Origin of the sequence: Pseudomonas sp. Bout1, from assembly GCF_034314165.1 — a bacterium.
In the GTDB taxonomy this organism is placed as follows: domain Bacteria; phylum Pseudomonadota; class Gammaproteobacteria; order Pseudomonadales; family Pseudomonadaceae; genus Aquipseudomonas.
Genome location: NZ_JAVIWK010000001.1, coordinates 6060716 through 6082205 on the forward strand (window position 1 = coordinate 6060716; position 21490 = coordinate 6082205).

Below are 21490 nucleotides of genomic sequence, written 5' to 3' on the forward strand. Positions count from 1 at the left end.
CAACTCACTGCTTTGGGAGGGCAATCACACCCTGCGCCCAGAACCGCGGCTGCAGGTGATCGTTGCCGGAGTCCATATAGTGCTGGATACGTTCCGTGAGGCCCGGTACATCACGAACCGCGACGAACACCAACAAGGCGACGGCCACGACACTCGCCATCATCCGCACTGTGTACAACGCTGGCACCGGACTGCTCGATGGCGTTCGCCACACATGCAACGCCATCAGCCACCCGACCACCAGCGCCAACCAGAGTTGCGAAACCGGCATTACGATCACGCCATCCACCATGGCCTGGGTCATTGCGCCGACCAGCGAGGCAAACAGGCACAGGCGCAGCACGTCCACGGGCGCCAACGACACTGCACGCTCACGCAGCACACCCACGGTTGCCCAACCCGCCCGCGTAGCCAGCGCGATCACACACAACGTCGACGGCACGCCCCACTCGCTGGCCCACTGCAGAATCGCCTGGTGAGGGTGAGCGGCAATGTGGTTGGGGATGTCGGCGAAATGCATCGGCCCGAAGCCCAGCCAAGGCCGCTCGACAATCATGCCCCAGGCCTGCCACCAGATAGGGCCGCGCGCCGACAGGTTGGTCGTCAGGCGGTCTGCCGCACCGTTGGAGATACTAATGCCCAAGTTCCCTGCCAGCACGGTGAACACCAACCAATACAGCAGCAACCCGCAGGCCAGCGCTGCCAACTGCCAACCCAGCCAGCGCCGACCTGTAGCCCCCATGAACACCAGAGCCAAACCGGTGACGCCCATGCCCAGCCAGGTGCCGCGAGTGCCGCCACTGATTGCGATCAGCCACCAGACACACAGCAGCGCAAACAGCAACGCCCGCGCGGTTCGCGAGACATTTGCAAGCAGCAGGGGAAGCGCCAGCAGCGGCAGGGTGAAGGTTTGAAACTGACCATAGAAGCGCTTGTTGGAGAACCCGGACAGCAACAAGTCGGTATTCAATACCGGGTTGCCGCTGGTCAGCGCGAGGATGCCGGCGTGCAGGTACTGAACACTTTTAATCAGGCACAACAGCACTACGAACAGGATCAACACGCGATCCAGGGGCTCACCACCCTCGCGCCTGACTCGGCTGAAAGTAACGGCAATGGCGGCGCAACTGATAGCCAGCGCCAACTCGGCCAAGGCCCAGAGTGGCTGATGCGCCAACACGGCAGAAACCAGGCCTGCCCCGCCGATCAGCGCCACACCGAGCGCGGTCGGCCGGTCGACACATTGGCCTGCCTGAGGCAGGCACAGCCCATATACCACTGCACACACCGCCACCGATATCTGCACCACGCGCTGCCAGTCGTGGCTACTGAATGGCGCACAGATAGCCAGCGTCAACAAACACATAGCCACGATGAGGAAGGTGCTCCCCCGCTGCTGAACGGACAACGTCATCGGCAACCTCTACTTCCTTGTGACGGGTATGGCGCCATTGATGCAGACGCTCTCCACTGTTGCATAGACAGTAGACGACCCTAGGCTCAAGCGCCGCCGGAGGCACAACCTTTGGCGGCGTATTGGTCTTCTGCGGTGGTGCTGCATTTCCAGCCGGTCGTGGCCCCACGGGTCAAGGTGATGATCTTGCCAAGGACGGGCGCGGGCGCATCAAGAATCTCGCAGGCAATCGTGCCCGCGCCCGTGGCGACATCACCGGTCACGTCAATCTTGCAGTTGGCCGTCGGGCTGGTCCCGCCAATCAACGCCAGGGTCGGCGGCGTACCCTGGTTAAGCGTGTCTTCAAAGCCGGCCTTCAACGCGGAAACTTCAGCCAGCCCGGCGGTGAACTTGGCCTTGGCCTGGTGCTTGGTGTACATGGGCAGGCCGATGGTGGCCAAAATGCCGATGATCGCCACGACGATCAGCAATTCGATCAAGGTAAAACCTTTTTGACGCATCACATTCACTCTCCAGAATAAAACCTGTCGCAAGGCGCATCCTGCACCCCGTCTCGGTAACCGCGCCAGTGTACTCATCCCCACGCAGCCAATCCTGTACAAGACGCACAAACTGACATTTTTTCGTTCAAGCTCCCCCGGCCTGAAGCCGTCGCCTGACTACGCTATAAATCTTCGACTGTGTGCGGAACTACGAAATGAATGAGGTTTCAGCGATCTATGCCTGGGAAGGCGTCAACCGCAAAGGGCGCAAAGTATCGGGAGAAACCAGCGGTCACAATCGCGCCCTGATCAAGGCACTGTTGCGCCAGCAAGGGATCAGCCCCGGGCGCGTAAGGAAAAAACTCACCGGTTGGCCGAGCTTCGCCCAACCAGTCAAACCGGCGCAAATCGCCCTTTTTACCCGCCAACTGGCGACGTTATCAAAGGCCGGCATCGCGCTTTTACAGGCGCTGGATATCATCGCCGAAGGCTTCGACAACCGGCCTATGCGTGCGCTGGTACAAGGCGTTAAACAGGAAATCACCGCCGGCAGCAGCCTGTCCGGCGCGCTGCAGAGACAGCCACGCTATTTCGATGAGCTGTACTGCAACCTGATTGCTGCGGGAGAACAGGCAGGTGCACTTGAAGCGTTACTGGAACGGGTCGCCACGCACCTCGAAAAAAGCGAACAGCTCAAAGCCCGAATCAGGAAAGCCATGACCTATCCCCTGACGGTGCTGGCAGTCGCCACCGTCGTCAGCGCGATCTTGCTGATTCACGTGGTGCCGCAGTTCCAGGGCCTGTTTGCCGGTGTCGATGCGCAGTTGCCGGGCTTTACCCTGGGGGTCATCAGCCTGTCGGGGTTCATGCAGCAAAATTGGTGGGTACTGGTGCTGGCCGCAGGGGCCGGTTTTGCAGGACTGCGCAAAGCCTATCGCTCATCCACAGGTTTTCGCCACTGGCTCGATGCCAGTTTGTTGAAAACCCCGGTGGCAGGCACACTGCTGAAAAAGTCGGCGGTCGCCCGCTATGCCCGTACGCTTTCGACCACCTTTGCGGCGGGCGTACCGTTGGTGCAAGCATTGGACTCAGTAGCAGGCGCCACCGGCAACGGGCTGTTCAAACAGGCAATCAATAGTATGCGGCATGACGTATCCACCGGAATCCAACTGAATGAATCCATGGCCGTGAGCGGTCTGTTTCCCGGTATGGCGGTCCAGATGACCGCTATCGGCGAGGAATCGGGCACCCTCGACAACATGCTGGAAAAAGTCGCCAGCCACTACGAGGCGGACGTCGATAACCTGGTAGACAACCTCACCAGCCTGATGGAGCCTCTGCTCATGGTGGTACTTGGAGGCATCGTCGGGGCATTGGTGCTCGCCATGTACCTGCCGATTTTCCAGCTTGGTACAGCCTTTTGAGCACGCCCTTGATTGAACTCTTTGTTCATCAGCCCTGGGGGTTTGTATCCGTCTCGCTGGTATTGGGCCTGATTGTCGGCAGCTTTCTCAATGTACTGGCATGGCGCCTGCCGAAGATGCTGGAGCGCGAATGGCGAGCCCAGGCCCACGAAGTGCTTGGCCTTCCGGCCGAGCCCGTGGCCGCAGCCTATAACCTGATACGGCCCAACTCCTGCTGCCCGCACTGCAACCATCCGATTCGCCCCTGGGAGAACATCCCGCTGTTCAGCTACTGGCTGCTCAACGGCCGCTGCTCCAGTTGCCACCAACCGATCGGCGTGCGCTATCCCGCCACTGAGCTGGCATGCGGGCTGATCTCGGCGTATGTCGCCTGGCACTTCGGCTTCGGCTGGGCAGCCGGCGCAGCGATGCTGTTGAGCTGGGGCTTGCTGGCGATGAGCCTGATCGATATCGATCACCAACTGCTGCCGGACGCGCTGGTGCTGCCGTTACTGTGGCTGGGGCTGATCCTCAACAGTTTTGGCGTTTTTGTGTCATTGCCCGATGCGTTATGGGGCACGGTGGCCGGCTATATGAGCCTGTGGTCGGTGTTCTGGCTGTTCAAACTGATCACCGGCAAGGACGGCATGGGTTACGGTGATTTCAAGCTACTGGCAATGCTTGGCGCCTGGGGTGGCTGGCAGATCCTGCCGATGACGCTGCTGCTGTCGTCCCTGGTGGGCGTGATGGGTGGCCTGATTCTATTGCGCCTGCGCAAAGCCCAAGCCTCCACGCCAATGCCATTTGGTCCGTATCTGGCAATTGCCGGCTGGATTGCATTGCTCTGGGGTGGTCAAATAACCGACTTCTATTTGCAGTCTGTCGGTTTCAGATGACCACTCCTGTTGCAACACCCTGGATTCTTGGCCTCACTGGCGGCATCGGCAGTGGCAAAAGCGCGGCAGCCGAACACTTTGTGAAGCTTGGCGTGGACTTGATTGACGCCGACCACGCCGCCCGCTGGGTAGTCGAACCCGGGCGCCCTGCCCTGGCGCAGATCGCCGCGCATTTCGGTGCGGGCGTGCTGCAGCCTGACGGGCAACTGGACCGTGGCGCGTTGCGCAAGCTGATCTTCGAGGTACCCGACGAGCGTCTTTGGCTGGAAGCGTTGCTGCACCCACTGATCGCCGAGGAGATTCGTAGCCACCTGGCCCGCGCCCAGTCGCCTTATGCGATCCTGGTGTCACCGTTGCTGATCGAGTCCGGCCAGTACACCATGACCCAACGCGTGCTGGTGATCGACGTGCCGCAATCGTTGCAGATTCAGCGTACCCTGCAGCGCGACGGCATCAGCGAAGCGCAGGTGCAGGCGATTCTCAAGGCCCAGGCCACCCGTGAAGACCGCCTGCTCCATGCCGATGACGTGCTGGTCAATGACCAGGACCTGGCCCGGCTGCACGCCGAGGTCGAGCGACTGCACCACTTTTACCTTACTTTGCGTGGAGGCCGATCATGAGCCAACCCTTGAACGTCGAATGCCCAACCTGCGGCGCACCTGTGGAATGGAAAGCGGAAAACGTCAATCGTCCGTTCTGTTCGGACCGTTGCAAACTGATCGACCTGGGCGGCTGGGCGTCAGAAGAACACAAGATCCCGGTCAGCCCGGACGCCGAAGACGATCTGTTCTCCGACGACCTCTTGCCGCGCCACTAAGGGCGCATAAAGCCATAGTCCTGCTGGTCGTCGAGATTCTCTGCCAGGTATTGCAGCTCGTCGGCCAGGTCCTCAAAGCTGCGCACGCCTTTGCTCTGCTGCACCACCGCACTGAGCATGGCGCGCAGGGTCAACCCCGGGTCAAAGCCGATTTCCTGCGCTGCGTCCTGGCTTCTGCGTAACTCCTGCCGTGCCCATTCGTACACACTCATGATTCCGTGCTCCTGGAAATTTCGCAGAGCATGCGACCACTCGTGTGAGCAGGATTTGACCTGGATCAACGGCGTGGATCGTCGTCCTTCCAGGGCGCCGAGAGGTAGCGTGTGCGGTTGAACGTCTCCAGCCACTCCGGGCAAAACACCACCAGGGCGCTGATCACCATGCCATTGATAAAGGCCTCGGGAAAAATGATCAGCCATAGGTAGCCGACAAAATCCTCGATCCATTCGGGCATCGCGAAGCGCCCGTCAAACCACAACAAGCCCAGGCCCGCCAGCAGGCACAACAAGGCCGACAGCGCGGCGGCGAAAAAGCCCGAACAAAAGATATACACAAAGGGATTACGCGGCTTCGCCCGCTCCACCAGCAACGCACAGCCTTCGGTCACCAGCACCGGCAACAGGACCAGCAGCATGCCGTTGATGCCCACTGCCGCCAGGTCCTGGCGACCGAGCAACACCAGGCCGAGCTGTGCGGCAAAGCCGCCGACGATCGCCAGGGGCCAATCGAGCAGCAAGGTCACGGCGGTCATACCGATGAAGTGGTAAGACACGCCTGTATCGAAATCCCGGCGCACCAACCACAACATAAACAACGCGAACACCGTGCCGAACAGCAAATGCTGGCGCCGCCGGTCGGCAAACAGCTCGACCCACGGCGAACGCAGGAGCGCCCACATCACCACCGGCGCATACAGCAGCCAGCCGATGCTGAGGGTTTCCGGCGCCAGCACCGCTGCGCTGATCACGGCTGCACCTGCTCCAGGGCCTGGAAAAGCACCACAAAAAACTTCACTGCACACACCTCTTTGCCCGAAAACGCTCGAGTGGCCAGTCTACACCGACCTTTTGACGCGGGACTTCCTGTAGTCATCATTGGCTGAAGAAGGAAGTCTGTCGACACAAGGAAAGCAGGAACGATCAATGCCAGTGGCCGGCGCGCTGCTGGCTGCTTCTGCGCCCTCACAAGCTCACCGCTGAAGTTCCTGCGCAGGTTCCGGCATCCAGCTGCGCAATTGGAGAGCCACCTGCGCAATCGGGGAAGTTGCCTGGCAGCGCAGTCGCTAGTTTAGGGCCGACCCAAGCAAGACCTTGCGATTGCAGCGCTGCCGCCCGACTAAGGGAAACCTTTATCCGGCATGGAGTTTTCCCCCCTTCGGATGCTGTTCATCTCGATACCGTCGCGGCATCTGCTGACTTACCTTGGGTACACAGCAAACGTATCGTCGCAGCGGACTGCTTGTCGAAGCCGCCCGAAGCTGCGCCATAACAAAAAGAGGGAGCGCCCACGCGACAGCTCCCATGCACTGCGCCTAAGTCCCGCGGCCATCCACCGCGCGACTTCCAGGTATTTGGTTTGATTCTGCTCCTATAAAAACAGTGCCCAGGCACATACAGACGTGGAGAGGTTGGATGGTTCAGGTAAAGCAAATTTGCCGTGGGCGAAGTATTGCCGGCGTTTTGGGAATGATCTGTGCACCCTTGGCAGCCCAGGCCGATGTGATCGATGACAGTCACTTCAAAGTGGATGCACGCAACTTCTACTTGCACCGTAACTACACCAACACCCATGCACCGGTTCCCGAAGTGCACAGTTGGTCCCAGGGTTTCGATGCGCAGTTCACCTCCGGGTACACCGACACAGCTTTGGCCATCGGCCTGGATGTCGATGCGCAATACGCCGTGCGTCTGGATTCGTCAGGCAACGACGGTTCGCTGCCCTACAGTGTGAGTGACCGACAGACGGCCCATGACTACAGTCGCGCCGGTGCGACGTTCAAGATGCGTTACAGCAAGACTGAGCTGAAAGTCGGCGATCTTCGCCCGCAATTGCCGGTGGCTTTCGATGACACCAGTCGGCAGTTGGATACCATCTACCAGGGAGCTGTGGTCGAGTCCAGGGAGGTCGAAAAACTGACTCTGACCGCCGGCCGTTTCTGGTCGGCGGCGACCCGGGAGTCTTCCAACCACGAGAAGCTCTACAAGTACGGCGCCACCGATAATCTCGACAGCAGCGGCCTGGATTTTGGCGGCGCTACCTACGATATCTCCAAAAACCTGCAAGCCAGTTACTTCTATGGCGTGCTGCACGATATCTATCAGCAGCATTACGTCGGCCTGATGCACAACGCGGATCTGGGGGATGGCTACAGACTCAAGACCGATTTGCGCTACTTCAATAACAATGAAGACGGCAAGGCGTTGAACGGTGAGATTGACAACCGCTCCTGGGGTGCTTTGTTCACCCTGCTCAAGGGGGCCCACCAGTTTGGCGCCAGTTACCAGCGCATGCTCGGTGACAGTGTGTTCCCGACCCTGAACGGTTATATCCCGCAACCCTACCTGGTGAACTGGTCTTCCCTGGCGTTCGTCCGCCCGGGTGAAAAATCCTGGTCGGCGCGCTACGGCTATGACTTCGCCGGGATGGGCATACCGGGGCTCAAGTTCTACAGCCGCTACACCAAGGGCACCAACTGGAACCGTGGTGGCAACCTGAGCGACAACCAAGAAAGCGAACGTTTTTTGGGCATCAGCTACGTGGTACAGAGCGGGACGCTAAAAGGCCTCGGGCTGGACCTGCGCAACATCGACGTGAAGCAGAAGTACGGCTACGACTACGACGAGTTCCGTTTCGCCACGACCTATACCTGGAAGTTCTGGTAGGCAACTAACCCATGACAATAAGAGGCTTGACCATGCTCGAACCCATTGTCCTCTGCCTCTGCCTCACAACTCTCCATTCATTGTTCTACGGCGCACTACGTCCATGAGCAGACTCCTAGAGGAGCAACTACCAGTGAATATCCAGGTCGACAACGCAGCCCTGCAAAAGAAGAAAACCTACGTCTACGAGTGGTACGTGGTGGCCCTGTGCATGGTTGCCTACATCTTTTCATTCGTGGACCGCCAGATCCTGGCGTTAATGATCGAGCCGATCAAAGCCGACCTGCAGATCAGCGATACCCAGTTCAGCCTGTTGCACGGTATGGCCTTTTCGTTGTTCTACGCGTTCATGGGCATGCCCATCGCGTACCTGGCCGACCGCTTTTCGCGACCGAAGATCATCGCCGTCGGGGTGGTGGCCTGGAGCCTGATGACCGCCGCCTGCGGCCTGAGCAAAAGCTTTCTGCACATGTTCCTCGCCCGCATCGGTGTGGGCGTCGGTGAGGCGGCGCTGTCGCCTTCGGCCTACTCGATGTTCAGCGACATGTTCCCCAAAGAAAAACTTGGCCGCGCCGTGGGCATCTACTCGATCGGTTCGTTCGTCGGTGGCGGCCTGGCGTTCCTGGTGGGCGGCTATGTAATCGACATGCTCAAGGACATGAACACCATCGAGGTCGCCATTGTGGGCGCGGTGAAAGCCTGGCAACTGGCGTTTTTCATTGTCGGCCTGCCCGGCATCCTGGTGGGCCTGTTGATCTGGCTCACCGTGCGCGATCCGGCGCGTAAAGGTCTGCAAGTCAATGCCCAGGGCCAGGCCAGGAAGGTTGCGCTGGGCGATGGCTTGCGCTTCCTCGGCCGCCACCGGGCGACCTTCACCTGCCATTACCTGGGCTTTTCGTTCTATGCCATGGCCCTGTTCTGCCTGATGAGCTGGAGCCCGGCGCTCTATATCCGCAAGTTCGGCCTGTCGCCGGTGGAGGCGGGCTACATGCTCGGCACCGTGCTGTTGGTGGCCAACACCGCCGGCGTTTTGTTTGGTGGTTGGCTCACTGACTACTTGGCACAAAAAGGCCATCAGGACGCGGCCATGCGTACCGGGGTGATCGGTGCCCTGGGCATGGCGGTGCCGGCCGTACTGTTTTCGCAGGTGGACCAACTGTGGCTGTCGGTAACCCTGTTGGTGCCGGCGATGTTCTTCGCTTCGTTCCCGATGCCGGCCTCCACGGCGGCGATGCAGATCCTCGCGCCGAACCAGGTACGGGCGCAGGTCTCGGCGGTATTCCTGCTGATAAGCAACCTGCTGGGGTTGGGCCTGGGGACTACGCTGGTTGCGCTGTTGACCGACCGTTATTTCGGATCGCCCGCGGCGGTGGGCTCATCGATGTCGTTGGTGATCGCCAGCGCTTCCTTGTTGACGGTGCTTCTGCTGTGGCGCGGTTGCGGTCGCTTCCGTGAAAGCTATGCCCGGGAATATCCGACCCCGGCCTGATTTTTGCTGATCCATGATCGACGACTCGGCCTCGCTCCTGTTCAAGGGGCGGGGCCGACATGCTCCAGATCAGGAGACCCCTTTGATGTTGAATGACGTACACCTGCTGGAACGGCACAGCCTGCTGAGTTCGGCCGACTACTGTGAGATCAAGGACAAAGTCAGCCATTACCTGTGCCCCCACAGCTTCAACGTGCTGCGGGACGAGCCGATGCATACCCGGCTCAACGGGATATTTTTCGGCGATTCGGCACTGCTCGACCTGCGCTATGGCGCGCCGGTAGAGGTGACCATCGGCGATATCGCCGACCAGTACCTGTTCCGCATTACCTTGCAGGGCCATTGCGAGGTGGCCCACGGGAAGCGCAGCGCGGCGATGCAGTCGGGCTCCCTGAGCGTTTCCTCGCCCTTCGCGCAAAGCCGCATCGTCACCGACGGGCAATGCCGTAACCTGATCCTGCGGGTCGACCGTGACGCCCTGGAGATGCAGTTGCAGCGCCTGCTAGGCCGCAGCTTGCGCCATTCGGTGATCTTCGAGATCAGCGTCGATCATCTAGGCGTCGGCGTCGTCAGCCTTTATCACACCCTGGACTACATCTGCCGGTTGTACGGCAGCGGTGTGGACGGTTCGCGCATTGGCGGGGCCCTGTCCGAATACCTGATGCAACTGTTGCTGACTCAGCTACCGCACAATTACTCCGCCGACCTTCTGATCGACACTCGCGCGCCGCTGCCGCACCACGTCAAGAAGGCACGGGATTACATCGAGGCGCACCTGGACGAGTCGATCAGCCTGGCGACCCTGAGTGAGCTGTGTGGCGTCTCGGTCCGCACCCTGCAAAATGGTTTCAATCAGTTCCTGCAACAGGCGCCGGTGGAGTACATTCGCGACCGGCGCCTGGCGGCGATCCACGAGTCGCTCAAACAAGGCAAGGCTGGAGAAACCGTCACCGACATTCTGTTGCGCCACGGCATCAACAGCTTCGGGCATTTTTCCAGCGCCTATCGGCAACGCTATGGCTGCCTGCCGTCGGACACTCTGCGCCGATAGAAGCATTGAAGCTTCTGCGTAATTCGTAGGTCGGCTGCGCAATCGGATAAGTGCGTGAGGCTGGCGCCCGATAGCATCGAGTCTCTTACAAGAGGAGCGACTCCATGAATATTACGGTGCTGGGCGGTGGGCACGGTTGTTATGCCGCGGCTGTCGAAATGGCTGAAAATGGGCATCCGACTCGCCTGTGGCGTCGCGACGGCGCAGCACTCAATGAGTTGCTGGCGATCGGAAGCCTGACCATCAAGGACTATCATGGCACTCGCCAGTTGTCCGTCGGCAAAGCGGGTGACAAGCTGTCGCTGACCGACCACCTCGGCGAAGCCCTGAACGACGCACAACTGGTGATCATCCCTTTGCCGTCCACCTCCCATGAAGACTTGGCCAAACACGTGGCGCCGTATCTGCAAGACGGTCAGGTGGTGTTTCTGCCGCCGGGCACGTTCGGCAGCTATGTGTTCGCCAGGGCCATGGCCGATGCAGGCAACCACAGCGACGTGGCTTTCGCGGAAACCGGCACGCTGCCGTATCTGGTGCGCAAGCACGGCGCCAGCGACCTGATAATCAGCGGCTACGCTACCCGCCTGCCGACGGGCGTGTTCCCCAGCAATCTGTCCGAGCGCGCCTTTGCGGTATTACGCGAGGCCTACCCAAGCGTCGAGCCGATCGAAGACGCCCTGAGTGGCGCACTGATGAACGCCGGCCCCATCATCCATCCGCCGCTGATCATGATGAACGCCGGGCCCCTGGAGCACTTCGAGGCCTGGGACATCCACAACGAAGGCACCCAGCCGTCGATCCGCCGCGTGACCAGCCAACTGGATGCCGAACGCATTGCCCTGCGCGAAGCACTGACCTATGGCGCGCCGCATTTCCCGTTGGCCGACCATTACAACACCACTGAAGGCGACGAGTGGATGTATGGTCGCGGTGCCCACGGCAAGCTGACCGACAGCGGCGACTGGCGCGAAGACATCGACCTGCAAAAGCATCGCTACATGCTTGAAGACACTCGCCTGGGCCTGTCCTTCCTGGTGTCCGTCGGCCGTTGGGCCGGAGTGCCGACCCCGGTGGCACAGGGCTTGTTGAGCATCGCTTCGGTGGTCGCAGCACGTGACCTATACGCCGAAGGCCGAACACTGGAAAACCTGGGGCTGGCGGACCTGAGCCGGGCACAGATGACCGAACTCCTGACCAGAGGCTACAACTGATGAACGCCGCGCTGCCCCACGTCAGCGTGGTGGGCGCCGGGCGTATGGGCGAGGGCATTGCCCTGGCGTTCATCTATGCGGGCCTGCCGGTCAGCCTTATCGACATCAAGGATCGCACCGAAGATGAGCGGCACGGCTACTTCGAGCGCGTGCGCAACAACCTTCGCGGTGAACTGCAGACCCTGGTGCGCCTCGGGTTGCTCCAGGCGGATCAGGCCGACGTGGCGTTATCCCGGCTGGTGGTGCAATCCAGGTCCGCGGCGGGCGCGACGCTGGGTATGTGTGACTTGGTGTTTGAGGCGGTGCCGGAAGTCATCGACGTCAAGCAGCAGACGTTTGCCTGGGTCAGTGAGCATGTGGGCCCTGAAGCTATTATTGCTTCGACCACCTCGACCTTCCTGGTCACTGAACTGGCAGATATGGTCCGTGAGCCACAGCGCTTCGTTAACGCGCACTGGCTCAATCCCGCGCACCTGATGCCGCTGGTGGAAGTCAGCCGCAGCGACGCAACCTGCCCACGGGTGGTCGAGCGCCTGCTGCAACTGCTCAAGCGTATCGGCAAGGTGCCCGTGGTATGCAATCCGGTGGCTGGCTATATCGTCCCACGCATCCAGGCACTGGCGATGAATGAAGCGGCGCGGATGGTCGAGGAAGGCGTGGCAAGCGCCGAAGACATTGACACTGCGGTGCGCGTTGGCTTTGGTCTGCGCTTTTCGGTGCTGGGGCTGCTGGAGTTCATCGATTGGGGGGGAGGCGACATTCTCTATTACGCATCGCGTTACCTCAGCGACGCGCTGTCACCGCGGTTCGAGTCGCCACAGGTGATTGCCGACAACATGCAAAACGCGCGTAATGGCCTGCGAGACGGCCAGGGTTTCTACGATTACCGCGACCTGAACGTGGACGCTTACAAGCAGCAACGCCTTGCAGCCTTTGTCCGCAAGCTGGAATTGTCGGGGCTGACGCCCGAGTTCGATGGTGCATTGCAGCAGGACTGATATTTAGGCGCTGCCAGAGGCCGCGATCGTTTGATCTTGCTTTAAAGATCGGAAGATCAGCGGCAAGAAACCCTCGACAGACTTTATTAAGATCACATTTGGGCGCTAAGCTGGTGACATGGATGACTCAGATTATTTGCGCCTGCTCACCGTAGCGGCCGAACAAGCCAACGCATTCCTGTCCAATGCCCGCAAATGGGAGCGTGAGCGTTGGGTGTGCCAGCGCCTGTTGCAAGGCCTGAACGTGCCCTACCGCGCCGAAGAATTCCACGCGGCCGGGCAAGAGCCGCCAGACGTGCTGTTTCGCGATGCCAGCTTCGAGGTGTTTTTCGTTCTCGATGAGGGCCGGCGCCTGAATGACGAGTGGCGCGACGAACTGCTGCGCCGGCGCAGCGCGTTTTCCCTGAGCCAACTGGTTCGCCGAGAAGCCAAGCCCCGGCGCATTCCCGCCCACGAATTCCTGCTGCGCCTGGCGCCTACCCTGCGCAAGAAGGCGCACAACTATAAAGAGCGCGGCATGGACCTGGGGGAGCTGGACCTCATCGCCTTCGCCAGCCTCAAGCGCGAAGTGCTGGACCTCAACAGTCATTTTCCGCCACCCACCGAATACCTGCGCCAGGGCTGGCGCTCGTTGTCCCTCGTGGGCCCGACGTTTGCCCGGGTATTATTCGCCCATCCGGACGCTCCGGACTTCTTGCGCAACAATCTGGGGCGCAGCATAGTGTTTGATGTGGGTATCAGCCTGTGACCGGGCTGGCGACTATGCTTCTGGCATTGCCGCCAATCCCACGACTGTAACGTGGCGCCCTTTAGCAACGTCTACCTGACGAGGCCTTTATGACCAGCCGCCTGAACCCCGACGACCAGCAGCATGTCGAAGAGTACCTGCAACTGTCCCAGAACCAAGTCGAGCGCAAGCCTTTCCGGCCCTGGCTGCTCCTTGCCGTGGTACTGGTTGCGGTGATCGGCCTCGGTTTGTTGAGCCGCCTTTTGAGTTACCTGACGCTATGAGCTGCCTTGCGCTCGCTCGGGTAACCGCACCGATTTCTTTTAGCCTTGCGAGATATCCCCATGACCCATCGTATTATTATCGTCGGCGGCGGCGCCGGCGGCCTGGAGTTGGCTACCCGCCTGGGTAAGACTCTGGGCAAGCGCGGCACCGCCAGCATCACGCTGGTGGACGCCAACCTCACCCACATCTGGAAACCCTTGCTCCACGAAGTGGCGGCGGGCTCGCTGAACTCGTCGGAAGACGAACTCAATTATGTTGCCCAAGCCAAATGGAACCACTTCGAGTTCCAGTTGGGGCGCATGAGCGGGCTCGATCGTGAGCAGAAAAAAATCCAGCTGGCCGCCACCCTCGACGAAGCAGGCCGGGAACTGGTGCCTGCGCGCGTGCTGGGCTACGACAGCCTGGTGATCGCCGTCGGCAGTACCACCAATGACTTCGGCACCGAGGGCGCGGCGCAACACTGCCTGTTTCTCGACACCCGCAAGCAGGCTGAACGCTTCCATCAGCAGTTGCTCAATCACTATCTGCGCGCTCATGCCGGGCAAACGGACGTCGTGGAGCAGATCAGCGTTGCCATCGTCGGCGCCGGTGCCACGGGCGTCGAGCTGGCGGCCGAACTGCATAACGCCGCGCATGAACTGGCCGCCTATGGCCTGGACAAGATCAAGCCGGAAAACATGCACATCACCCTGATCGAAGCCGGCCCCCGGGTGTTGCCTGCCCTGCCGGAGCGTATTGGCGGGCCTGTGCATAAAACCCTGGAAAAACTCGGGGTGACGGTGCTGACCAACTCCGCCGTGAGTGAGGTGACTGCCGACGCCCTGATCACCAGCAGCGGCCAGGTGATTGCGGCCAGCCTCAAGGTCTGGGCCGCCGGGATTCGTGCGCCAGGGTTTCTCAAGAACATCGACGGCCTGGAAACCAACCGTATCAACCAACTGCAAGTGCTGCCGACCCTGCAAACCACGCGCGACAAGAACATTTTTGCCTTTGGTGACTGTGCAGCCTGCCCGCAACCTGGCACCGATCGTAATGTGCCACCACGGGCCCAGGCGGCTCACCAGCAGGCGTCGTTGCTGGCCAAGTCGCTGAAACTGCGGATCGAGGGCAAGGACCTGCCGTCGTACAAGTACACCGACTATGGCTCGCTGATCTCGCTGTCGCGTTTTTCGGCGGTGGGTAACTTGATGGGCAACCTGACGGGCAGCGTGATGCTGGAAGGCTGGCTGGCGCGGATGTTCTATGTGTCGCTGTATCGCATGCACCAGATGGCGCTGTATGGCTTCTTCCGCACGGCGATGCTGATGCTGGGGAGCAAGATTGGGCGAGGCACCGAGCCACGCCTTAAATTGCACTGATACCGCAACGCCATATTGGGCCAAGCTTCTGTGGGAGCTGGCTTGCCTGCGATGCAGACACCTCGATGTATCTTTCAGACCGAGGCAATGTCATCGCAGGCAAGCCAGCTCCCACATTTGTTTCGCGGTGAAGCTTAAAATTCAGACAAAAAAAATCCCCGTATCTTTCGATACGAGGATTTTTAATATGGTCGGGGTAAGGGGATTCGAACTCCTGACATCCTGCTCCCAAAGCAGGCGCGCTACCGGACTGCGCTATACCCCGGTAAAAAAAAGGCGACCTTTCAGTCGCCTTCTTCGATCAGTGCTTTTGGCCTCTGATCTTAAGATTCGATTCCAGCGTTAATCTGGTCTCAAAAATGGTGGGTCGTGTGGGATTCGAACCTACGACCAATTGGTTAAAAGCCAACTGCTCTACCAACTGAGCTAACGACCCAAATATGGTCGGGGTAAGGGGATTCGAACTCCTGACATCCTGCTCCCAAAGCAGGCGCGCTACCGGACTGCGCTATACCCCGGTTTGAAATTGGCTCCGTGACCAGGACTCGAACCTGGGACCCAATGATTAACAGTCATTTGCTCTACCGACTGAGCTATCACGGAACTACATATTTCAAAGTGTTACGTTGTTGCTTGTTACGTTCTCTTCAACCCTTCCGTATCGCTACGTTAGTGCCTCTGAGGCGCGCTATTCTACAATCTTAAAAACCCCTGTCAACCCTTTAAATTGCTTTTAAGACAATGATTTGCGCTTCTTTCTGATTTCTCCTTGGGGAGAAGAAACCGTTGGGCTGACGTTGCTGCGGGGCGCACTTTACAAGCCTTTGCCTTACAGTTCAACGCCCTATCGAAAAAAAAGGCCCCGCAAAGCGGGGCCCCTTCTTATAGCGCAGCAGCTTGGGCTCAATGGAAGACGATTTCGTCGTTTTCCACGGTTGCCTCGACACTGGTGCCCGGCATAAAGCTGCCCGACAGGATCAGCTGTGCCAACGGGTTCTCGATCCAGCGCTGGATCGCACGCTTCAACGGCCGTGCGCCATACACCGGGTCATAACCCACGGCGATCAACTTATCCAACGCCTCGCGGCTCAGGTCCAGCGACAACTCACGCTCCGCCAGACGGCTGCGCAAGCGGCCCAACTGGATCTCGGTGATGCCCGCGATTTGATCCCGCGCCAGAGGCTCGAAGATCACCACTTCATCTACCCGGTTGATGAACTCCGGCCGGAAGTGGCTGGTCAGCGCGTCCATCACCGCTGCACGCTGGGCCTCACGATCACCCACCAGTTCTTGGATTTGCGCCGAGCCCAGGTTGGAGGTCATCACGATCACCGTATTCTTGAAGTCCACGGTGCGCCCGTGACTGTCGGTCAGGCGGCCATCTTCCAGCACCTGCAGCAACACGTTGAACACATCCGGGTGAGCCTTTTCGACCTCGTCCAGCAGGATCACCGAGTAAGGCTTGCGCCGTACCGCTTCGGTCAGGTAACCGCCTTCCTCGTAGCCCACATAGCCTGGTGGTGCCCCGATCAAACGAGCCACGGAATGTTTCTCCATGAACTCGGACATGTCGATCCGCACCATCGCCTCTTCGGTATCAAAGAGGAACTCGGCCAAGGCCTTGCACAACTCGGTCTTGCCCACGCCGGTCGGGCCGAGGAACATGAACGAGCCGCTCGGACGGTTCGGGTCGGACAACCCGGCGCGGGAACGCCGCACCGCGTTGGACACCGCAACCACCGCCTCGTCCTGGCCAATCACGCGCTGGTGCAACAGGCTTTCCATCTTCAGCAGCTTGTCGCGCTCGCCTTCGAGCATTTTCGACACGGGAATACCGGTCCACTTCGACACGACTTCAGCAATTTCTTCCTCGGTCACCTTGCTGCGCAGCAACTGGTTCTCCGGCTTGCCGTGCTGGTCGACCATCTGCAGGCTGCGTTCCAGGTCCGGGATCACCCCGTACTGCAACTCGGCCATGCGGTTCAGGTCGCCTTTACGGCGCGCGGCTTCCAGTTCCTGACGGGACTGCTCGATCTTTTGCTGGATCTGCGCAGAACCCTGCACTTCGGCTTTCTCCGAGGTCCAGATTTCTTCGAGGTCCGAATACTCGCGTTCCAGGCGAACAATTTCTTCCTGGAGTTTTTCCAGGCGCTTCTTCGCCGGCTCGTCCTCTTCTTTCTTCAGGGCCTGGGATTCAACTTTCAGCTGAATCAGGCGCCGATCCAGGCGGTCGAGCACTTCGGGCTTCGAATCGATCTCCATCCGGATACGGCTGGCCGCTTCGTCGATCAGGTCGATGGCCTTGTCCGGCAACTGCCGGTCAGTGATATAGCGATGGCTCAACTTCGCCGCCGCAATGATCGCGCCGTCGGTGATCGCGACTTTATGGTGCACCTCATACCGCTCTTTCAGGCCACGCAGGATCGCGATGGTGTCTTCTTCGCTCGGCTCTTCCACCAGTACTTTCTGGAAGCGACGCTCAAGGGCGGCGTCTTTCTCGATGTACTGGCGGTATTCGTTCAATGTGGTCGCACCGACGCAATGCAACTCGCCACGCGCCAGTGCCGGCTTGAGCATGTTGCCCGCATCCATCGAACCTTCGCCCTTACCGGCGCCGACCATGGTGTGCAGTTCGTCGATAAACAGAATGATCTGCCCTTCCTGCTTCGACAGTTCATTGAGCAGGGATTTCAGACGCTCCTCGAACTCGCCGCGGAACTTGGCGCCGGCAATCAGCGACCCCATGTCCAGGGACAGCAGACGCTTGCCTTTAAGGCCGTCTGGCACTTCACCATTAATGATGCGCTGGGCCAGGCCTTCGGCAATCGCGGTTTTACCCACGCCAGGCTCGCCGATCAGCACCGGGTTGTTCTTGGTGCGGCGTTGCAGGACCTGGATGGTGCGACGAATTTCGTCGTCACGGCCGATCACCGGATCGAGCTTGCCCTCTTCGGCACGCTTGGTCAGGTCGACCGTATATTTATCCAGGGCCTGGCGCGACTCCTCATGATTGGGGTCGTTTACGGCTTCGCCGCCACGCAGATTGTTGATGGCGTTTTCCAGGGCCTTTTTGCTCACGCCCTGGCCCAGCAACAATTTGCCGAGCTTGCTGTTGTCGTCCATCGCGGCGAGCAACACCACTTCACTGGAGATGAACTGGTCACCCTTCTGCTGGGCCAGGCGGTCTGCCTGGTTCAGCAGGCGTGCCAAGTCCTGGGACATGTTCACGTCGCCAGTGGGATTTTGGATTTTCGGCAGTTGGTCGAGCTCTTTGCTCAACTCCTTGCGCAGGCTGTTGACGTCAAAGCCCACCTGCATCAGCAAGGGTTTGATGGAGCCGCCTTGCTGCTCCAGGAGCGCTTGCATCAAGTGCGCGGGCTCGATGGCCGGATGGTCGAGGCCAACCGCCAGGGATTGGGCATCAGATAAAGCCAACTGCAATTTGCTGGTTAAACGATCAATACGCATTAGTCACCTTCCTTTTGAGCAGGCCGGAGCTGTAAACACATCCTGAATGAAGAAACCTGCCAGATACCCCTATAGATGTGGTCGATTCTGGAAGATTCAAGCGGCCAATAGTTGACGCAGGTCAGGAGAGTCTAGCGTTCAAGCCAGATAAGGGAGGCAAATCGACCGGTGCGCGGGCTGCGCCGGTAAGAATAGAAGCGGGGATCGGTCACGGTGCACAAACCACCACCGTAAACAGCAGTGACACCGCAGGCGGCGAGACGTAGGCGGGCCAGTTGGTAGATGTCGGCCATGAACTTGCCCGGGTTCTGACTGGGGATGAACGCCTCAATCGTTGCCGGAAGTTGCTGCATAAAAGCTTCACGCACCTCCGGCCCCACTTCAAAGGCTTGCGGGCCAATGGCCGGCCCCAACCACACCAGTACTTCGCCAGGCTCGGTGGCCATGCTCTCGACGGTCGCTTCCAATACGCCAGCGGCCAAGCCACGCCAGCCGGCATGGGCTGCCGCAACGCGGGTGCCGGCACGATTGCAGAACAAGGCAGGCAGGCAATCCGCCGTCATTGATGTGCAGGCGATGCCAGGGGTGCTGGTCCAACTGCCATCGGCTTCGGCAGTCTGGCCGGGATCGGCCTCAACCACGCCAACATCGTGGACCTGGCGCAGCCAGGCAGGCTGGATATTGAAGGCATCGTTGAGGCGACGGCGATTTTCGAGAACGGCTTCAAGGCTGTCCTCAACATGATCACCGAGATTGAGGCTGTCGAACGGCGCCAAACTGACGCCGCCCGCACGGGTGGTAACGCAGGCTTTCACCCCGGCCGGCGCGGGCCAGTCAGGAATCAGCCAGTCACTCATCCGATAAACGCCTCGCGGTCTTGCTTGAGCAGCGACAACAACCAGACAAAATCGTCTGGAAGTGGCGATTCCCAGCTCATCCGCTTACCGCTCGTCGGATGATCCAGTTCCAGGAAGCGTGCATGCAGCGCCTGGCGCGGGAAGGTTTTCAGCGAATCAACCATGGTTGCACTGGCCGCAGGCGGAATACGGAAGCGGCCACCGTAGGCCGGGTCTCCGACCAACGGGAAGTTGATGTGCGCCATGTGCACCCGGATCTGGTGGGTACGACCGGTTTCCAGCTTCACCCGCACGTGGGTGTGGGAGCGGAAACGCTCAAGCACGCGGTAATGGCTGACAGCTTGTTTGCCGCCTTCCATCACGGCCATGCGCTGGCGCTGCTGGCCGTGGCGACCGATAGGGGCATTGATTTTGCCACCGGCGGTGACCACACCGATCACGATGCATTCGTAGATCCGGCTGACACTGCGACTCTGCAGTTGTGTGACCAACTGCGTCTGCGCCTGAATGGTCTTGGCTACCACCATAAGGCCGGTGGTGTCCTTGTCCAGACGGTGCACGATGCCGCAGCGCGGGACGTTGATGATGTCCGGCACGTGGTGCAGCAAGGCATTTAGCAAGGTGCCATCAGCGTGCCCGGCTGCCGGGTGAACCACCAGGCCTGCGGGTTTGTTGATCACCAGGATGTCGTCGTCTTCATAGACGATGTCCAGTTCAATATCCTGGGCGATCCATTCTCCCTGGGCTTCCTGCTCGGCAGTCAGCTCAAGAATCGCACCGCCATGAACTATGTCTCGCGGGCGGATAACCGCTCCATCCACAGTCAGGCGGCCGTCTTTGATCCAGGCGGAAAGGCGCGAGCGCGAGTGCTCAGCGAATAATTGTGCGGCGACTTGATCGAGGCGTTGGCCGCCCAATTCGGACGGCACCTCTGCGCGAAGTTCAATTTTATCGGACATGCTCAGACTAGGCGTGGCACAGCCTTTGGTTTCGGCTGCGCGCTTGTGGTTAAATACGGCGTCTTTTGCCCCGAGGCTTTCCAAGGGGCGCTCATCATAACAGGACGGCCCCGCCCAAGACAGCGGCCGTCATAGGGACGCAAGCCGCCATGCAAGTGAAACACCTGCTGCTGATCGCCATCCTCGCCATGACTGCTGCTTGCTCGTCAACAAAGGAAGTCGTCGACGAAAACCTGAGCGAGGTCGAGCTGTACCAACAAGCTCAGACCGACCTGAACAACAACAGCTACACCAGCGCCACGGCAAAGCTGAAGGCACTGGAGTCGCGGTATCCGTTCGGGCGCTACGCCGACCAGGCCCAGCTTGAGCTGATCTACGCCAACTACAAGAACGCTGAACCGGAAGCTGCCAAGTCCGCCGCCGAGCGTTTTATCCGCCTGCACCCGCAGCACCCGAACGTCGACTATGCCTACTACCTCAAGGGCCTGACCTCGTTTGACCAGGACGTTGGCCTGCTGGCGCGCTTCCTGCCGCTGGACATGACCAAGCGTGACCCGGGCGCTGCCCGCGACTCCTACAACGAGTTTGCGCAGCTGACCAGCCGCTACCCAAACAGCCGCTACGCGCCGGACGCCAAGCAGCGCATGATCTACCTGCGCAACCTGCTGGCTTCCTATGAGATCCACGTAGCCCACTACTACCTGACCCGTCAGGCCTATGTCGCAGCCGCCAACCGTGGCCGCTATGTAGTGGAAAACTTCCAGGAAACCCCATCCGTGGGTGACGGCCTGGCCGTGATGACCGAGGCTTACCAGCGCTTGCACCTGGACGCCCTGGCTGCAACCAGCCTGGAAACCCTGAAGCTGAACTACCCCGACCACCCAAGCCTGAAGGACGGTCAGTTCGTGCCTCAGGTTGCCGAAGCCGACAACCGTTCGTGGTTGAGCAAATACACCCTGGGCCTGATCGAGTCCCGTCCACCGCTGCCGCCGGGCGAAACCCGCGCCAACCAGGACATCATCAAGCAGTACCAGGATGCCAAGGATTCGATTCCATCGGACCTCAAGCCGCGTGACGAAAACGGCGACATCATTGAAGAACAAGGCCCTCAAGCCCTGGGCAACAATGAAGATCGCTCGTGGTTCAGCTACATGACTTTCGGTGTATTCGACTGATTGTTCGCCGCGATGCAA

Annotated in this window: 20 protein-coding genes and 4 tRNA genes; 13 read left to right on the forward strand and 11 right to left on the reverse strand. The window is 59.9% G+C overall.

All coding sequences use genetic code 11. The features are described 5' to 3' along the window. Nucleotides 1-4: 4 nt before the first annotated feature. Both RGV33_RS28045 and RGV33_RS28050 read right to left on the reverse strand, forming a co-directional pair. The gene (locus RGV33_RS28045) at nucleotides 5-1414 is read right to left on the reverse strand and encodes an O-antigen ligase family protein (RefSeq protein WP_322147565.1); all 1410 of its coding nucleotides are present in this window, start codon (nucleotides 1412-1414) and stop codon (nucleotides 5-7) included. Between the two features lie 86 nt (nucleotides 1415-1500). Then, nucleotides 1501-1914, reverse strand: coding sequence for a pilin (locus RGV33_RS28050; RefSeq protein ID WP_322148755.1), 414 nt, complete (start codon nucleotides 1912-1914; stop codon nucleotides 1501-1503). Between the two features lie 197 nt (nucleotides 1915-2111). On the opposite strand from RGV33_RS28050, the gene RGV33_RS28055 reads away from it, so the two are divergent. The 4 genes from RGV33_RS28055 to yacG are packed head-to-tail and all read left to right on the forward strand — an operon-like array spanning nucleotide 2112 to nucleotide 5012. Further along, nucleotides 2112-3320, forward strand: coding sequence for a type II secretion system F family protein (locus tag RGV33_RS28055; protein WP_322147566.1), 1209 nt, complete (start codon nucleotides 2112-2114; stop codon nucleotides 3318-3320). Next, on the forward strand, nucleotides 3317-4195 hold the full coding sequence (locus tag RGV33_RS28060) for an A24 family peptidase (protein ID WP_322147567.1): 879 nt from the start codon (nucleotides 3317-3319) through the stop codon (nucleotides 4193-4195). The genes RGV33_RS28055 and RGV33_RS28060 overlap by 4 nt, the downstream gene beginning before the upstream one ends. Beyond that, a complete protein-coding gene (gene coaE, locus RGV33_RS28065) occupies nucleotides 4192-4815 on the forward strand; it encodes a dephospho-CoA kinase (protein WP_322147569.1) in 624 nt (207 codons plus the stop codon). Before RGV33_RS28060 ends, coaE begins: the two co-directional genes overlap by 4 nt. Then, nucleotides 4812-5012: a DNA gyrase inhibitor YacG gene (gene yacG, locus RGV33_RS28070; RefSeq protein WP_322147571.1), complete on the forward strand. Its 201-nt coding sequence runs from the start codon at nucleotides 4812-4814 to the stop codon at nucleotides 5010-5012. The genes coaE and yacG overlap by 4 nt, the downstream gene beginning before the upstream one ends. On the opposite strand, the gene RGV33_RS28075 is transcribed toward yacG, so the two are convergent. Together RGV33_RS28075 and RGV33_RS28080 are read right to left on the reverse strand one after the other, a co-directional pair. After that, the gene (locus tag RGV33_RS28075) at nucleotides 5009-5224 is read right to left on the reverse strand and encodes a hypothetical protein (RefSeq protein WP_003215917.1); all 216 of its coding nucleotides are present in this window, start codon (nucleotides 5222-5224) and stop codon (nucleotides 5009-5011) included. The two genes, yacG and RGV33_RS28075, sit on opposite strands and share 4 nt — an antisense overlap. Nucleotides 5225-5289: 65 nt before the next feature. After that, the gene (locus RGV33_RS28080) at nucleotides 5290-5979 is read right to left on the reverse strand and encodes an energy-coupling factor ABC transporter permease (protein WP_322147573.1); all 690 of its coding nucleotides are present in this window, start codon (nucleotides 5977-5979) and stop codon (nucleotides 5290-5292) included. A gap of 664 nt (nucleotides 5980-6643) precedes the next feature. On the opposite strand from RGV33_RS28080, the gene RGV33_RS28085 reads away from it, so the two are divergent. From RGV33_RS28085 to RGV33_RS28120, 8 genes are all read left to right on the forward strand, one after another. Further along, a complete protein-coding gene (locus tag RGV33_RS28085) occupies nucleotides 6644-7894 on the forward strand; it encodes an OprD family outer membrane porin (RefSeq protein WP_322147574.1) in 1251 nt (416 codons plus the stop codon). A gap of 133 nt (nucleotides 7895-8027) precedes the next feature. After that, nucleotides 8028-9383: an MFS transporter gene (locus RGV33_RS28090; RefSeq protein ID WP_322148756.1), complete on the forward strand. Its 1356-nt coding sequence runs from the start codon at nucleotides 8028-8030 to the stop codon at nucleotides 9381-9383. A gap of 85 nt (nucleotides 9384-9468) precedes the next feature. After that, nucleotides 9469-10434: an AraC family transcriptional regulator gene (locus tag RGV33_RS28095; protein WP_322147576.1), complete on the forward strand. Its 966-nt coding sequence runs from the start codon at nucleotides 9469-9471 to the stop codon at nucleotides 10432-10434. 104 nt (nucleotides 10435-10538) lie between these two features. Beyond that, the gene (locus tag RGV33_RS28100; RefSeq protein WP_322147578.1) at nucleotides 10539-11645 is read left to right on the forward strand and encodes an NAD/NADP-dependent octopine/nopaline dehydrogenase family protein; all 1107 of its coding nucleotides are present in this window, start codon (nucleotides 10539-10541) and stop codon (nucleotides 11643-11645) included. Continuing rightward, nucleotides 11645-12643, forward strand: a complete 999-nt coding sequence (locus RGV33_RS28105; protein WP_322147579.1) for a 3-hydroxybutyryl-CoA dehydrogenase — start codon at nucleotides 11645-11647, stop codon at nucleotides 12641-12643. The genes RGV33_RS28100 and RGV33_RS28105 overlap by 1 nt, the downstream gene beginning before the upstream one ends. 118 nt (nucleotides 12644-12761) lie before the next feature. Further along, complete coding sequence (locus RGV33_RS28110; protein ID WP_008437312.1) at nucleotides 12762-13391, forward strand: DUF1780 domain-containing protein; 630 nt, start codon at nucleotides 12762-12764, stop codon at nucleotides 13389-13391. An 89-nt stretch (nucleotides 13392-13480) separates the two neighbouring features. After that, on the forward strand, nucleotides 13481-13654 hold the full coding sequence (locus RGV33_RS28115; protein WP_010174986.1) for a DUF3094 family protein: 174 nt from the start codon (nucleotides 13481-13483) through the stop codon (nucleotides 13652-13654). A 60-nt stretch (nucleotides 13655-13714) separates the two neighbouring features. Further along, on the forward strand, nucleotides 13715-15013 hold the full coding sequence (locus tag RGV33_RS28120; RefSeq protein ID WP_322147580.1) for an NAD(P)/FAD-dependent oxidoreductase: 1299 nt from the start codon (nucleotides 13715-13717) through the stop codon (nucleotides 15011-15013). 188 nt (nucleotides 15014-15201) lie between these two features. Here the strand turns inward: RGV33_RS28120 and RGV33_RS28125 are convergent. The 7 genes from RGV33_RS28125 to rluD all read right to left on the reverse strand — a co-directional run bounded on the left by RGV33_RS28125 (nucleotide 15202) and on the right by rluD (nucleotide 20297). Beyond that, nucleotides 15202-15278: transfer RNA gene (locus RGV33_RS28125), tRNA-Pro, on the reverse strand. A gap of 95 nt (nucleotides 15279-15373) precedes the next feature. Beyond that, a tRNA-Lys gene (locus RGV33_RS28130) sits at nucleotides 15374-15449 on the reverse strand. A gap of 5 nt (nucleotides 15450-15454) precedes the next feature. Continuing rightward, nucleotides 15455-15531 (reverse strand) — tRNA-Pro (locus RGV33_RS28135). 9 nt (nucleotides 15532-15540) lie between these two features. Next, a tRNA-Asn gene (locus RGV33_RS28140) sits at nucleotides 15541-15616 on the reverse strand. Nucleotides 15617-15916: 300 nt separating this feature from the next. Beyond that, on the reverse strand, nucleotides 15917-18481 hold the full coding sequence (clpB, locus tag RGV33_RS28145) for an ATP-dependent chaperone ClpB (RefSeq protein ID WP_322147582.1): 2565 nt from the start codon (nucleotides 18479-18481) through the stop codon (nucleotides 15917-15919). A gap of 131 nt (nucleotides 18482-18612) precedes the next feature. After that, nucleotides 18613-19338 carry a peptidoglycan editing factor PgeF gene (pgeF, locus tag RGV33_RS28150; RefSeq protein ID WP_322147583.1) on the reverse strand — a complete coding sequence of 242 codons (726 nt, stop codon included), beginning with the start codon at nucleotides 19336-19338 and terminating at the stop codon, nucleotides 18613-18615. Beyond that, the gene (gene rluD / locus RGV33_RS28155; RefSeq protein WP_003215899.1) at nucleotides 19335-20297 is read right to left on the reverse strand and encodes a 23S rRNA pseudouridine(1911/1915/1917) synthase RluD; all 963 of its coding nucleotides are present in this window, start codon (nucleotides 20295-20297) and stop codon (nucleotides 19335-19337) included. The genes pgeF and rluD overlap by 4 nt, the downstream gene beginning before the upstream one ends. A gap of 149 nt (nucleotides 20298-20446) precedes the next feature. Between rluD and RGV33_RS28160 the strand changes: the two genes are divergently transcribed. Then, nucleotides 20447-21472 carry an outer membrane protein assembly factor BamD gene (locus RGV33_RS28160; protein WP_322147584.1) on the forward strand — a complete coding sequence of 342 codons (1026 nt, stop codon included), beginning with the start codon at nucleotides 20447-20449 and terminating at the stop codon, nucleotides 21470-21472. The last annotated feature ends 18 nt before the right edge of the window (nucleotides 21473-21490 follow it).